The following is a 13373-nucleotide window of genomic DNA, read 5'->3' as shown; positions in this document are numbered from 1 at the left end:
TGTCGAGTTGAGCCGACCGCAGGCAGCCGGTCGGGAGGTGAGCGCAGTGCGAAGCACCGGTTTCATTGCGGGGCCGCGGGGATTGACAAGGGGGGCCCGGCGGCCCCCCTTGTCACGTTCACGGGTTGTGTAATGCCATGTTCTGCTGAACATGAGGTGAACGGAACAATCCACCGGGCTTAACTGACTGGCCTTACTGCCAGCGGTCAGCCCTATTCTGTATGAATTGTCCGCAACAGATCATTTAATCAGTCGGGCAGTCATGTGTACCTGGTTACCGGCATAGGCCTGGGTAATGGTGTACTCTGCGCCAGCCATTTTTGCCTGATGCGCAATTTTAGCTTCCGCAGCGTCGAGAGTAGACGCTGATGCAGTCACTGTCTGCGCATAGCTGGTGGAAGAAATCAGGGCGAAAAGCGCTACTGCAACAAAAGTTTTGATGGTGTTCATGGTCATTCCCTCAGAGTGTATTTTAAGTTAATTCAGGTTTTGTCTTGATGGAATGAATAGTAATGATGTTCAGGCGGTGAGAAAATCCCATAATCTTGCTTAAACAAATCAAAATATTTGAAGTAATTTAGTTGTGCGATATTTACCCTGAATGTGCGCTGACGTTTCGATGAGTTGATGAATCAGCAGGTAAGGCGCAGGACGAACCGCCCCGCACTTATGCGGGGCGGCTGAGAGGATAAAACCCGTCGTGGGTTTAGAATGCGAAGCAGCTGCAGCCGAGCGCGCCCCAGAAGGCGTTCTCCTCGGAAACCGGCAGGTTGGCGCCGCGAGCAATGTCGTGCGAGTGGCTATGTACCCCGCACGGGCCGCTGCACTGATGAGGCATCTGCTGCATGCCTACACGCGTTGCCGCCGTTGGCGGGGCGCTGCGGTAGTGACCCGGCACTTTCACCACCGGCGACCATTCTGGCAGAACCGGAATGGCAGGTGGCGCATCGCTACTGAACGAACCGGCTGCATAAACGATTTTTCCGCCCACGATCGTCAGTACCGACTCAATGCCCTTAATTTCCTCTTCAGGAACGCTGAAGAAGTCTTTACTCAGCACGGCCATATCCGCCAGCTGGCCGACTTTGATCTGGCCTTTTTTCCCCTGTTCGCTGGAGAACCAGGCGCTCCCCTGTGTCCATAGCATGAGCGCGGTATCGCGATCCAGACGCGCGTTAACATCATACATCTGCATCCCACCTACGGTGCGCCCTGAGACCAGCCAGTACAGCGCAGTCCAGGGGTTATAGCTGGCCACGCGCGTTGCGTCTGTACCCAGACCGACAGGTACACCCGTTTCCAGCATGCGCGCGACAGGCGGGGTGTGACGAGTGGCCTCAATACCATAACGTTCAGCAAAATATTCGCCCTGGAAGGCCATACGGTGCTGCACCGCAATACCGCCGCCCAGTTCCTTAATACGATCGATATTGCGCTGGGTGATGGTTTCAGCGTGATCGAAGAACCACTGCAAGCCATCAAACGGAATGTCGCGGTTGACCTTCTCAAAGACATCCAGCATACGGCTGATCGATTCGTCATAAGTGGCGTGCAGACGGAATGGCCAGCGGTATTCCACAAGGTGACGAACCACGCGCTCGAGTTCGTCTTCCATTCCTGGCGCCAGATCTGGCCGGGGTTCGAGGAAATCTTCAAAATCGGCAGCGGAAAAGACCAGCATTTCGCCTGCACCATTATGACGGAAGTAATCGCTGCCCTGACCCGGAACCAGCATATCGGTCCATTTTTCGAAATCTTCCAGCTCGTGTCCCGGGCGTTGAGTAAAGAGGTTATAGGCAATACGAACGGTCATCTGGTTTTTCTGATGCAGTTCCGCGATCACCTCATAGTCTTCCGGGTAGTTCTGGAAGCCGCCGCCGGCATCAATAGCGCTGGTCAGGCCCAGACGATTCAGCTCGCGCATGAATTGACGTGTGGAGTTGATCTGTTGCTCCAGCGGCAGTTTTGGGCCTTTTGCCAGTGTCGCGTAGAGGATCATGGCATTCGGGCGGGCAATCAACATACCCGTTGGGTTGCCGTTGGCATCACGCTGGATTTCGCCACCCGGCGGGTTAGGCGTGTCTTTGGTGTAGCCGACGACTTTCAATGCGGCGCGGTTCAGCAGCGCGCGATCGTACAGGTGAAGAACAAACACCGGCGTATCAGGCGCCGCTTCGTTGATCTCATCCAGGGTTGGCATACGGCGTTCCGCAAACTGGAACTCATTCCAGCCCCCCACCACACGTACCCACTGCGGATTTGGGGTACGAAGCGCCTGCTCTTTCAGCATGCGTAAAGCATCTGCTACCGAAGGAACACCTTCCCAGCGTAATTCGAGGTTGTAGTTCAGCCCTCCGCGGATGAGGTGCAGGTGAGAGTCGTTCAGTCCCGGAACGGCAGTGTGGCCTTTCAAATCAATGACTTTTGTGCCATCGCAGTGGTGTTCCATCACCTCTGACTGGCTGCCGACTTCAAGGAATTTCCCGTCGCGAATTGCTACCGCTGTGGCAACCGGATTTTCGCGATCGACAGTATGAAACCGTCCATTAATAAGAATGATATCGGCTTTACCGAGGGTAACCATAAGATCTCCTGGATTGGGTTGTCCGAAGCGGTAACACGTTCCGCGGACTGAGAATTGCCTGCCTGACAGGCAGAGGCTGGGGTAGCGGGATTATGGTAAGGAAGGCTGGAAAACGTCCAGTTATACAAAGGGATAGGTATACAAACGTATAGTATACCTAAAGATAATAGTCCGAAAAATAAAAGCTTCCTACACTGAGCCTCAGACAGTCACCAACCGTTATAGCGATGTAAACAGGGACGCTTAATGGCCAACAGGAATGATGTCAATCACACCGTTATAACCGCGGAATTTCGTAACTTTTATCTCAATGGACACCATTATGAGCAACAGCAAACTTGAAGTATTAACGCCGCAGAACTGCCAGATCATCTTCATCGACCAGCAGCCGCAGATGGCCTTCGGTGTACAGTCAATTGACCGTCAGGTTCTGAAAAACAACGTTGTTGCCCTGGCTAAAGCAGCGAAAGTTTTCAACATCCCAACGGTACTGACCACCGTTGAGACCCAGAGCTTCTCGGGTAACACCTTCCCGGAACTGCTGGACGTCTTCCCGGGCCAGGACATCCTGGAACGTACCTCCATGAACTCCTGGGATGACCAGAAAGTGCGTGATGCCCTGAAAGCTAACGGCAAGAAAAAAGTGGTTGTGTCTGGTCTGTGGACCGAAGTATGTAACAACACCTTTGCCCTGTGCGCGATGCTGGAAGGCGACTACGAGATCTACATGGTGGCTGACGCATCCGGCGGCACGACCAAAGAAGCGCATGACTATGCCATGCAGCGCATGATCCAGGCTGGCGTGATCCCGGTAACCTGGCAGCAGGTGATGCTGGAGTGGCAGCGTGACTGGGCTCACCGCGACACTTACGACGCCGTCATGAACATTGCGAAAGAGCATTCCGGTGCTTATGGCATTGGTGTTGACTATGCCTACACCATGGTTCACAAGGCACCTTCTCGTCAGAAGAGCGAGCACAAAACGCTGGCCCCGGTTCCGGCTCCGGTTCGTTAATCAGTGATACTGGCTGGCCCTCAATGGGCCAGCCGATACGTAAAGGAGGACCCATGAGTCCTTTATTGATTTCTCTGGGAGCAGGGGCATTAATCGGTGTGATGTATGCCTTGCTGAAGGTGCAGTCTCCGGCTCCGCCGGCAGTAGCGCTTGTTGGCCTGCTTGGCATGGTGATCGGCAGTGCGCTGGGTGGAAAACTTTTTCACAGCGATTCGACTGCCAGGGTACCCGCCAGCGAGCAAACACAGGTTGCTGAGGAAGTGCGGCCAACCCTCACCACACTCAGTGCTAAACAGGTGGGCTGACAATGTTGAAAACCTATTCTGTTTCGTTATCGGTAGGGATTCTGGCTGGGCTTGTTTATGCTGTCCTCGACGTGAATTCTCCGGCACCGCCGATCATTGCTCTGGTAGGGCTGTTAGGAATGCAGGTCGGGGAGCACGCTATCCCACTGATTAAAAAAATAATTAAACGCGAGCCGGTTAATTTCCACTGGTTCCGCCATGAGTATCACCATAAAATCGGGGACACCCCGCCGCCCTCCGGTGACAAAACCTCCTGAGTCAGCGCCATATATAAGTAAGTGAATTCTTTAAGGAAAACAGCATGCAGCTGTCGCAGCGCATTGTCGTCGTCGATGATGAACGTTCTGTCCGCAATGGTCTAACCAACCTTCTCCAGTCTGAAGGCTATCAGACCGAAGCCTTCGAGTCGGCGGAATCTCTTCTTTGTGATGAAGCAGCGATGGCCAATGCCGCGCTTTTTATCATTGATGTGCAATTGAAAGGCATGAATGGTTTTGAGCTTTTCATCAATCTTACCCGGCTGCTTGAAAAACCGCCGGGTATTATCATTTCCGGTAACGGAGATGAGGGCATGTTGCAGCAGGCCCTCGATCTGGGCGCACTTGCGTTTCTGCCTAAGCCGATCGAAATTGATACATTATTTGAATACATTCGTCATGAGTTCTCCTCGAAGGCCACACCTTAATGAGTACGAATCCGGAAGTGTTAAATACCGTAGAAAACGATCAGATCGTCCTGTCAGAGGAGATCAGCTTCAACCTGCTGGCTCAGGAAGGCAATATCGACTGGTTTTTGTGTCAACATGCCACGACGGGGGAAACCTTTGTCCTGGCGACGGCAGGAAATGAAGAGTCGGTATTTCATGTCACGCGGTTGCTCAAAAATGAATATGGCCTTCGCGCAAAATTATCTGAGAGCTGGGCACTGCAACCCCAACGATTTACCCTTTATCAGGGGCGTTATGCTCTGGTATATAACCCTTTCAATTACAATACTCTGGCCGACAGGTTGTGCATGCCCCCCGACACTGTTCGGGAGTTTCTTAGCTGTGCAGCCAAACTCTGCGCAACCCTGAGCATGATGCATCAGCATGGGCTGATCCATGGTGACATAAAGCCCGCCAATTTCTTTTTCACCGATGAGGGTGAGGTTCGCCTGGGGGGTTTTGGGCTTTCATCGATACAGAACGATCTGCTTCAGCAGTCCAGCATCCCGGTTTCGGGAGGGACGCTGGCTTATATGTCTCCGGAACATACCTACAGATCTTCCCATCCGGTCGATAAGATCAGCGATCTCTATAGCCTTGGCATTGTGCTTTATGAATTACTGACCGGAAGATTACCGTATGGCAACGCTGAAGGAGGCCATGCTGAATGGGTCCATCATCATATTGCCTCCGAAGCCTTGCCCCCCCATATGATCCGCCAGGATGTGCCGCTTGTTTTATCTTCGATTATCCTGCGATTGCTGGCCAAATCACCGGAGTACCGCTATCAGACCGTCGAGGGTGTGCTGGCCGATCTTCGTCGGTGTGCTTCAACATTAAGGCCCGACGGGATCATTGAGCCATTCGCCCTCGGGCTTCAGGATTTGCAGCCTTCCACCTTCGCCCCCGCAATCCTCTTTACGGAACATCCCCAGGCAAAGGAGATCCTTTCGGCTTTTGAGGAGGTCAGCAAAAGCGGCAAACACAGTCTGGTCGCGATAAGTGGCGTACCGGGTTCGGGTAAGTCTTCGCTTATTGCGTCGTCGTTGAAACTGCTTCGTAATCAGAACGCGTTGATGACAGTGGTGAAAGCGGATCAGCATTCTCCTGTTTTACCTTATGCCGTCTTTACTGCCGCATTCAGAACGCTGACTCTGCATGTTCTGGGCCTTCCTACTGAAGAGATGACGTGCTGGAAAACGCACATTACCTGTCTGCTGGGTAAATATGTCGGGCTGGCAGTGAACCTGGTTCCTGAGCTTGGGATACTGCTAAAACAGAGGGCAGCGGTGCAGACGCACGCGCATTCCGTAGATGCGCGCGATCGTCTCAATCTGGTGGCATGTAGCCTGGTAAAAGCGTTTACGGCACCGGGCCGTCCACTGGTGATGCTGATTGATGATGTCCACTGGGCCGATCAGGCCACACTGCTTCTGCTGCAAAATCTGCTCACGTTAAGCGAAGATATTCCGCTATTGCTGGTGATGACCTACAGGGACAGTGTCTCCTTACCTTGCCCGACAATCGCAGCCAATTTGAACTGTATTCGCGCCCGTGCCGCGCGTATTACGGACGTTACGCCTGCACCGCTTTCAGAAAAAAATATTGCCGACTGGCTTGCCGGACTCTTCCACAGCCGTCATCAGGAAATGGCAGAACTGGCAGCGATCATTCATGAAAAAACAGATGGTAATCCACTCGCGACCCATGAATTTTTCAGACAGGCTGTGCGCGAGGGTTTAATCACGCACAACGCTCCCTTTAAATGGACATATGATTCGCAGGCGCTCAAAAACTGCCACTATACGGAAAATGTGGCCGCCAGTGTTTTACACCATTTATCTGCCTTGCCGCCTGCAACCCGGGTTCTTTTGGGCAAATTAGCCTCTCTCGGCAGTGCCGGTGAACTGGATGTCACAGGCAAAATTATCAATCAATCTGTAAAAGATATTGAAACGACGCTTTTGCCTGCCGTTACGGCCAGACTGGTCTCGCTGAATGCATCAGGATATGCGTTTTTGCACGACAGCATGCACGAGGCGGCGCTCAGTCTTCTGGACGACGAAGAAAAAGATGGATTCCATTACGCGGCACTTCACTATTACATGCGCGAATCCAGTCTTGATATCTCGAACGCGCTCCTTTTCCGGGCCGCCCATCACTTGCTCTCCGTGAAAAATCCGTCACTTCTGACGCCCAATGCCCGCGAGTTATGCCAGCTGATGGTGAACGCGGCCAGGCGAGCAAAAATGACAGGCGACTACGTTTCGGCACTGCGTTATTTGAAGGTGACCCGTTTAATCAATAGCAGTGCAGGAAATGAAGAGAGCGTCGAGTTTTTGCTGGAGGAAGCTGAGTGCGAATTTCTTAACGGTAATTTACCGGCCGCGCTGGCGTTATGTCACACCATCCAGTCTCTTCCCGGTGAGATAACCGATAAAGCTGAGACCGCTTGTTTAATCGCAGAAATTCATATGCGCCAGTCGGACAGTCCGCTCGCACTGGAAACGGCTCTGGCCTGGCTTGCGGTATTTGGCATCCACCTGAACCGTAATCCGAGCCAGCAGGAGTGTGATAAAGCAAGGGTTGTGCTTAAGGAAGACGTAGGTAAAAACCCTTATACCCGATTCCGTTCACTTCCAGTGGTCACCTGCAAGGACACGGCGGCAATCATGAATCTGCTGGCCAGCGCCAGCACTTTCGCGGCATTCACCAACCCGCGTCTGCACTTTATGCTCCTGTGTAAATTGCTTCATCTCAGCATGGCGCGCGGACTGAGCGGGGCATCCACCCTGGCGCTGTCGTGGTACGGCGTGGTATGCGGGGATCAATATGATGAATACAGCCGGGGCTTCGCCAGCACGCTGCTGGCCCGGGAGTTGGTGTATAAGCACGATTTTGTCAGCTTTAAAGCTCGCACGCTCCTGCCACTCGATCAGGTCAGTGTCTGGACGATGCCGCTAACCTATGCCATCGAGCGCGCGAAAGCAGCCTTTGACACAGGTGTTGAAACAGGCGACAGGACATCAGCTTGCCTGGCGCTCCGGCATATCATCATGAACTATCTAGCCCGGGGCGATCATCTTGAAGGCGTGTCCACTTCCATCGCGCGCGGTATACAGTTCGTACGTAAGGTGCAGTATCGCGACGTGGAGGTGATCCTGAGCATGCAGCAGGATTTTGTCCTGTTCCTGCGGAAAACCCGCGGCACGACGTTCTCAGGGGACCATTTCCTGCCACCGGTACTTGAGGTTGTTAAGCCTGAGAACGCGGTAGAGCCAATGTACCTGATGCAATTCTGGTCGCGTCTGTATAAAGGGATGGCCCACTTCTTTGCTAATGAATATGGTGCCGCCAATCGGTGGTTTAGAGATGCCGGGTTCTATACCCGTCTCATCCCCGGGCATGTGCATATGCTTGATTTCCATTTATATAGCGCGCTTTCACTCACCGTACCGCTTCAGGCCGGCAGCATGGATGAAGCGTTGCGTCAGCAGCTGAATATCCATCTTGATCGCATCGTGACCTGGTCCAGTGAAAACACGAAAACGTTCAGCGATAAAGAGGCGTTGCTACGGGCTGAACTGCTTCGTCTGGAGGGCGAGACCGCACAGGCCGCAGAGTATTTTGAAAAAGCGATTACGTTATCCCGTGAAGGTCAGTTCCATCATATCAACGGACTGGCATGTGAGCTGGCTGCACGCATGGCCAGCACCAGAAACATGCCCTTTGCCGCGGAAGGCTACCTTAAAGGCGCCATTGCGGCCTGGGACCGCTGGGGGGCTGGGGCGAAAGTGCATCAACTGGAAACACAGTATCCGGCACTTGTCAGCCATCACTCTCAGACAGCACTGAGTACCGTCTCCTTTGAGCAAAGCGCCGTCATCAGCGATTTACAAAGCATGGTGACTGTCATGCGCGCCCTTACAGAGGAAATTAATCTGGATCGGCTGATCCATATCCTGATGATGATGCTGGTCGAACGCGCTGGCGCACAACACTGCATGCTGATCCGTTTAATTGATGGCACCATCCCTGAGATTCAGGCGAGGGCATCGACGACGATTGATGGCGTAAAAGTGAAAATTGTCCGGGAAATTCCAACGGCCAGCGATCTTCCCCTTTCCGTTCTCTCCGCGGTCATCAGGACGGGACAGGAGATTCGCACCGGTAAGCCAGAGACATTCAGTCCCTTTAGCCAGGACAACTATCTGGTTGCATCCGGGGCTGCTGTGATGTGCGTCCCGATGTTCAGGCAGGCGCAGATGGTTGGCGTGCTTTATCTTGAGAACAGGTTAATGCCTGATGTCTTTACCGCCGATCACTCCAGGATTGTGTCCATGTTAGGCGCCCAGGCGGCGGTCTCACTGGAAACGGCCCGCCTGTATGCCGAACTGGTTGATGAAAACAACCAGCGGAAAAAAATCGAAAAGCAACTCAGGGCAAGCCAGACATCACTTATTCTGGGTGAAAAAATCAGTAATACCGGAACCTGGCACTGGCATGTTGAGCCAGATATTCAGTACATCACGGACGAATATAAGCGCATTATGGGTCTTCCGGCAGATCAAGCCACCACTTCCATGGCTGAATTTCAGAGCCGTGTACACCCGGATGATATTCACTCTCTTCGTGAGTTGATCGAAACGAGTGTACGCCATGGCGTTGTGATGCAGGCCGAGTTTCGTATCATTCGCGATGATGGTGAATGCCGTTATATAAAAGGCATTGGCGAACCGAATGAGAACTGGCCAGACGTTGCGGAATACTTCGGTACGCTTACCGATATTACCGCGCAGCGTCAGGCTGAGGATGCCGTCAGGATCGCGCAGGTGGAGCTTGCCCGCGTTGCGCGTGCCACTACCGTTGGGCAGCTGACCTCTTCCATCGCACATGAAATAAACCAGCCGCTGATGTCGATTGTGGCGAATGCGGGCGCAAGTCAGCGTTGGTTGAAACGCGAGCCTGCGCATCTGGAGCATGCGGTAAACAGTCTCGATGAGATCATAAGGGAAGGGCGTCGCGCCGGGGAAATCATACGGGGTCTGCAAGCCCTGACCCGTAACCAGGCATCTGAACTCGCTCCGGCGAGTCTCCACGTGATCACCAGGGACATCATAGGCTTATCGCGTCTTGAACTGGAGCGTCGCGCCGTTGCCCTGGAACTCGATCTCGCTGCGCAGGGTGATGCCATCATGTGTCAAAGTGTGCAAATCCAGCAGGTCATGCTCAACCTCGCCATTAACGCGATCGAAGCGATGGGGAACAATAAAGGGTCACGGACGTTAAAAATCTCGTCCTGGAATCCATCAGAGGATGTGATTCGCATTGAAGTGGCTGACAGTGGTACGGGGCTATCTGACGAGGTTATCGATAAAATCTTTGATTCCTTCTATACCACCAAACCTGAAGGTATGGGAATGGGATTGACCATCAGTCATGCCATCATCAAGCGGCATGGTGGAATATTAAGTGCAGAGAATCGTCCAGAAGGAGGAAGCCTGTTCTGGTTTACGCTTCCATTGATAACCCAGTCTGATTAAATAAGGTCAATACGCCCACAGCAGGGTGGGGGAGGCCGATTAACTGCTCTGGCTGGAAAGAATTTCTCGCCAGTCAGGGCAGTTAATTATCATGAAGAATGCCAAGTTTTTCAGCGGCTCTTATCAGCTCAGGTACTGACCGTACAACCATTTTGTCCAGAACGCGTCTTTTATGGACTTTGGCTGTGATTTCACTGATTTCCATTTCTGAAGCAATCTGCTTATTCAGCAATCCACGGAGGATATGCTGCATCAGCTCTTTTTCGCGTGGTGTCAGAGAGTGATACCGCGTAGTCAGCAGCAATTTTTCCTGGGACAACACGGCACTTTTTTCTGCCAGCGCCAGCGCGTCTGCAACACTGTTTATCAGCTCATCCGGGAGAACGGGCTTGGTGAGAAATTCAAACGCCCCCGCTTTCATTGCTTTTACAGACACGGGAATGGTGCCATGTCCTGTCAGGAAAATCGTCGGGATGGAATAGCCACGCTCGTTGAGCACCGTTGAAACATCAAATCCATCGAAACCCGGCATGTTCAGGTCAACAATGAGACAGCTGGACGCATCATAGTCCTGTAAGTTCAGGAATTCTGAAGGCGATGTAAAGGCTTCAATAAGATAGTCTTCTGAGCGAAGAAGATTTTGCAGTGCAGCAATGACGGATTGATCGTCATCCACGATATAAACTTTTTTCATCATATTAACTCATTATGACTCTGGCGAGTGCTGTTATATGCAGGTTACTCAATATATCCTTTTAATAACGCTTTTCAAATAAAGTTTCGTATGAAATGCGTGCAAAAAGTATCATTGCGTGCCTTATAACGGTAATGCAATGATACAGCAGCAATTATGCGTATGAATGTTATACAATCAGGTTATTCCTAATAATAAGGCCATACTCTTTTTATGGGAATATCGACATGAGAATGATCGGTCTCATTATATATAGCAGGGTTTTATTTATGATGCGTTAACATCGATCAGCCATAAAATTTTGCGCACGTTTTTCACAGCCAAATAATAGAGGACGCCATAACTTAAATTTTATCGCTTGCTATCGGATGTCATGTTTTCGAAACTAAAAAAACTGATGCTATTTTATTCCGATTATCGATCAAAGGTAAAAAGGGCAAGGGTAACGTAAAGCGATTTTCAATTATCTCTTAGTATAACTATCCCCCAGTATAACTATCCCTTTGTATACTACAGCTTTTGTTCGGTATCCCTGATAATCCTTTCCAGACATACGCGTTCATTCCTGACCCCGAACTTACACGGCGCTTAAATTTTTACACTGGAAAATGATATGGCACAGACGACCTCTGACCAACAGTTTGCGATGGCGAATAATAAAATCATATCTAACGTCATTAAAGATATTCTTCCATGGATCGAAGAAAATCTGTATGACGAATCTTTCAGGGTGAAGGCTGTCAGCCACCGAAGCGGATATAGCCGTTGGCATTTCCAGAGGGTTTTTCGTGAACAAACTGGTTATAACCTGGCGACGTATATGAGAGTAAGACGTATAGCAAGGGCGGCACATTCTATTGCGTTCACCGACAAAGATTTGAAAGACGTCGCCTGTGAGAATGGATTTACCAGTCAGCAAAACTTCAGCCGGACATTCAAGAAATATTTCAACCAAACACCGTCTCGCTTTCGAAAAGTATGTTCCGGGCAAGAAGATATTTTTTACAGGATCTCTGGAAAAATAGGTCATGACTATGAAGGTGTGTTTTTTTTGAGAGATTGAGCCTGGAGGTCTCGCATTCCGGTAGTGAGAATCGGAAGGCGGGAATCCCGAAGAAATAAAAACAACCCGGTATCGATGCAGTAACGGCATAGCTAATTTATTAAAAACAACGACCCGCAGAATGCCGAAAAATTTTTCAAGCAAGTATTCACCATTTTAAGGGAAAGAGATGAGATTTCGTTATGTGGCACTGGCCGTGCCCTTCGTCATGCTGGCTGGAGAAGCGTCAGCAGCGGAGATTTATAACCAGAATGGCAACAGACTCGACTTATACGGTCTTGTTTCAGGATTGCATTACATGACGGATGACAAAAGCCAGGATGGCGATCAATCCTATATGCGTATCGGTTTCAAAGGCCAGACACAAATATCAGATAGGCTGACAGGATATGGTCAGTGGCAGAGTCAGTTTAATGCAAGTCAGTCAGAAGGTGAAAATGATTCCATGTTTACTCGCCTCGCTTTTGCAGGTGTGAAAGTGGGAGAGTTTGGGTCATTTGATTATGGACGCAACGTCGGCGTTTTATACGATGCGCTAAGTCAGACGGATATGCAGCCTGAATTTGACGCACAAACCTATAACACCGATCAGTTTATGTTCCGTAGGGGTAATAGTCTGGCGACTTACCGAAATACGGACTTCTTTGGACTGGTCGACGATCTTAACTTCGCGCTTCAGTACCAGGCTAAAAATGATGGTGGCGGCGAGCCAGGGGCACGGGATGTGTTACGTCAGAATGGTGACGGTTATGGCATGTCCCTTTCCTATGCTTTTGGCAATGGTATAAAAGCTGTCGGTGCGTTTACCCACTCCGACAGGACAAATGAACAAAATAATGCATCGGGTATTATGGGGCGCGGAGACCACGCTGAGGCCTATTCTGCCTCTCTTAAATATGATGCCAATAATGTCTATCTCGGGGTGATGTTCACCCAGGCCTACAACTCATCACGCTTTGGTTCCCGCGCCAGCTCTGACGTCTATGGCTTCGCAAATGAGTCACACATTTTTGAAGCTTTTGCCCAGTACACCTTCGATTCTGGCTGGGTCCCTTTCATTGCCTACAACCAGTTACGTGCCAAAGACCTTGGACGAGCCGGAGAGGGCACCGTCTATGGAAAGCAGGATTTAGTTAAGTTTGTTGATTTTGGAACAACGTACAACTTCAACCGCAATATGCTGGCCTATGTGGATTACAAAATTAACAGGGTCGAAAAAAATACCTTCACTAAAGCAGCAGGGATATCGACAGATGACATTGTGGCATTAGGCCTGGTGTATCAATTCTGATACCCGACCTAATAACTTTTATGAGCCGTCAATGAAAAAGGCTCTTAATTTTTTTGTTCCTGTTGGCCGCCTGCATCGTCATTCACGTCATGCAGCAAGGGCTAAAAGGCTGCCTGAATGAATCCCTGAAAGATGACGATGAGGTATTGCCTTCTCTCAGGGCCATAAATTA

General features: G+C 50.9%; 10 protein-coding genes. 7 read left to right on the top strand and 3 right to left on the bottom strand.

Features of this window, described 5'->3' with window-relative positions:
* Positions 1-240: 240 nt before the first annotated feature.
* Complete coding sequence (locus tag ABIE02_RS03300; protein ID WP_077227333.1) at positions 241-450, bottom strand: DUF1471 domain-containing protein; 210 nt, start codon at positions 448-450, stop codon at positions 241-243.
* A gap of 256 nt (positions 451-706) precedes the next feature.
* Positions 707-2584, bottom strand: a complete 1878-nt coding sequence (locus ABIE02_RS03295) for an amidohydrolase (RefSeq protein WP_077227332.1) — start codon at positions 2582-2584, stop codon at positions 707-709.
* A 322-nt stretch (positions 2585-2906) separates the two neighbouring features.
* Between ABIE02_RS03295 and ABIE02_RS03290 the strand changes: the two genes are divergently transcribed.
* Genes ABIE02_RS03290 through ABIE02_RS03270 form a run of 5 tightly spaced genes read left to right on the top strand, consistent with a single transcriptional unit; the run spans position 2907 to position 10153 of the window.
* Positions 2907-3599 carry a hydrolase gene (locus ABIE02_RS03290; protein ID WP_077227331.1) on the top strand — a complete coding sequence of 231 codons (693 nt, stop codon included), beginning with the start codon at positions 2907-2909 and terminating at the stop codon, positions 3597-3599.
* Positions 3600-3652: 53 nt separating this feature from the next.
* On the top strand, positions 3653-3904 hold the full coding sequence (locus ABIE02_RS03285) for a DUF1427 family protein (protein ID WP_077227330.1): 252 nt from the start codon (positions 3653-3655) through the stop codon (positions 3902-3904).
* A gap of 2 nt (positions 3905-3906) precedes the next feature.
* Positions 3907-4161 carry a DUF1427 family protein gene (locus tag ABIE02_RS03280; RefSeq protein WP_077227329.1) on the top strand — a complete coding sequence of 85 codons (255 nt, stop codon included), beginning with the start codon at positions 3907-3909 and terminating at the stop codon, positions 4159-4161.
* 44 nt (positions 4162-4205) lie between these two features.
* Positions 4206-4589 carry a response regulator gene (locus ABIE02_RS03275; protein ID WP_117385653.1) on the top strand — a complete coding sequence of 128 codons (384 nt, stop codon included), beginning with the start codon at positions 4206-4208 and terminating at the stop codon, positions 4587-4589.
* Positions 4589-10153: an ATP-binding sensor histidine kinase gene (locus tag ABIE02_RS03270; protein WP_336995044.1), complete on the top strand. Its 5565-nt coding sequence runs from the start codon at positions 4589-4591 to the stop codon at positions 10151-10153. Before ABIE02_RS03275 ends, ABIE02_RS03270 begins: the two co-directional genes overlap by 1 nt.
* A gap of 82 nt (positions 10154-10235) precedes the next feature.
* Here the strand turns inward: ABIE02_RS03270 and ABIE02_RS03265 are convergent, their stop codons facing one another.
* Positions 10236-10850: a response regulator transcription factor gene (locus tag ABIE02_RS03265; protein ID WP_077227326.1), complete on the bottom strand. Its 615-nt coding sequence runs from the start codon at positions 10848-10850 to the stop codon at positions 10236-10238.
* A gap of 610 nt (positions 10851-11460) precedes the next feature.
* On the opposite strand from ABIE02_RS03265, the gene ABIE02_RS03260 reads away from it, so the two are divergent.
* Together ABIE02_RS03260 and ompC are read left to right on the top strand one after the other, a co-directional pair.
* Entirely contained in the window at positions 11461-11910 is a 450-nt protein-coding gene (locus ABIE02_RS03260; RefSeq protein WP_077227325.1) for a helix-turn-helix domain-containing protein, read from the top strand.
* 169 nt (positions 11911-12079) lie between these two features.
* Positions 12080-13201: a porin OmpC gene (gene ompC / locus ABIE02_RS03255; RefSeq protein WP_077227324.1), complete on the top strand. Its 1122-nt coding sequence runs from the start codon at positions 12080-12082 to the stop codon at positions 13199-13201.
* Positions 13202-13373 lie beyond the last annotated feature (172 nt).

Origin of the sequence: Leclercia sp. 1548 (assembly GCF_050435045.1) — a bacterium.
GTDB lineage: Bacteria > Pseudomonadota > Gammaproteobacteria > Enterobacterales > Enterobacteriaceae > Enterobacter > Enterobacter adecarboxylatus.
This window is presented reverse-complemented; position numbering and strand designations above follow the sequence as displayed.

Coding starts and splice junctions, on each gene's coding strand:
- ABIE02_RS03280 (WP_077227329.1), top strand. CDS start 3,907: ATGTTGAAAACCTATTCTGTTTCGTTATCGGTAGGGATTCTGGCTGGG.
- ABIE02_RS03265 (WP_077227326.1), bottom strand. CDS start 10,850: ATGATGAAAAAAGTTTATATCGTGGATGACGATCAATCCGTCATTGCT.
- ompC (WP_077227324.1), top strand. CDS start 12,080: ATGAGATTTCGTTATGTGGCACTGGCCGTGCCCTTCGTCATGCTGGCT.
- ABIE02_RS03290 (WP_077227331.1), top strand. CDS start 2,907: ATGAGCAACAGCAAACTTGAAGTATTAACGCCGCAGAACTGCCAGATC.
- ABIE02_RS03285 (WP_077227330.1), top strand. CDS start 3,653: ATGAGTCCTTTATTGATTTCTCTGGGAGCAGGGGCATTAATCGGTGTG.
- ABIE02_RS03275 (WP_117385653.1), top strand. CDS start 4,206: ATGCAGCTGTCGCAGCGCATTGTCGTCGTCGATGATGAACGTTCTGTC.
- ABIE02_RS03295 (WP_077227332.1), bottom strand. CDS start 2,584: ATGGTTACCCTCGGTAAAGCCGATATCATTCTTATTAATGGACGGTTT.
- ABIE02_RS03270 (WP_336995044.1), top strand. CDS start 4,589: ATGAGTACGAATCCGGAAGTGTTAAATACCGTAGAAAACGATCAGATC.
- ABIE02_RS03260 (WP_077227325.1), top strand. CDS start 11,461: ATGGCACAGACGACCTCTGACCAACAGTTTGCGATGGCGAATAATAAA.
- ABIE02_RS03300 (WP_077227333.1), bottom strand. CDS start 450: ATGAACACCATCAAAACTTTTGTTGCAGTAGCGCTTTTCGCCCTGATT.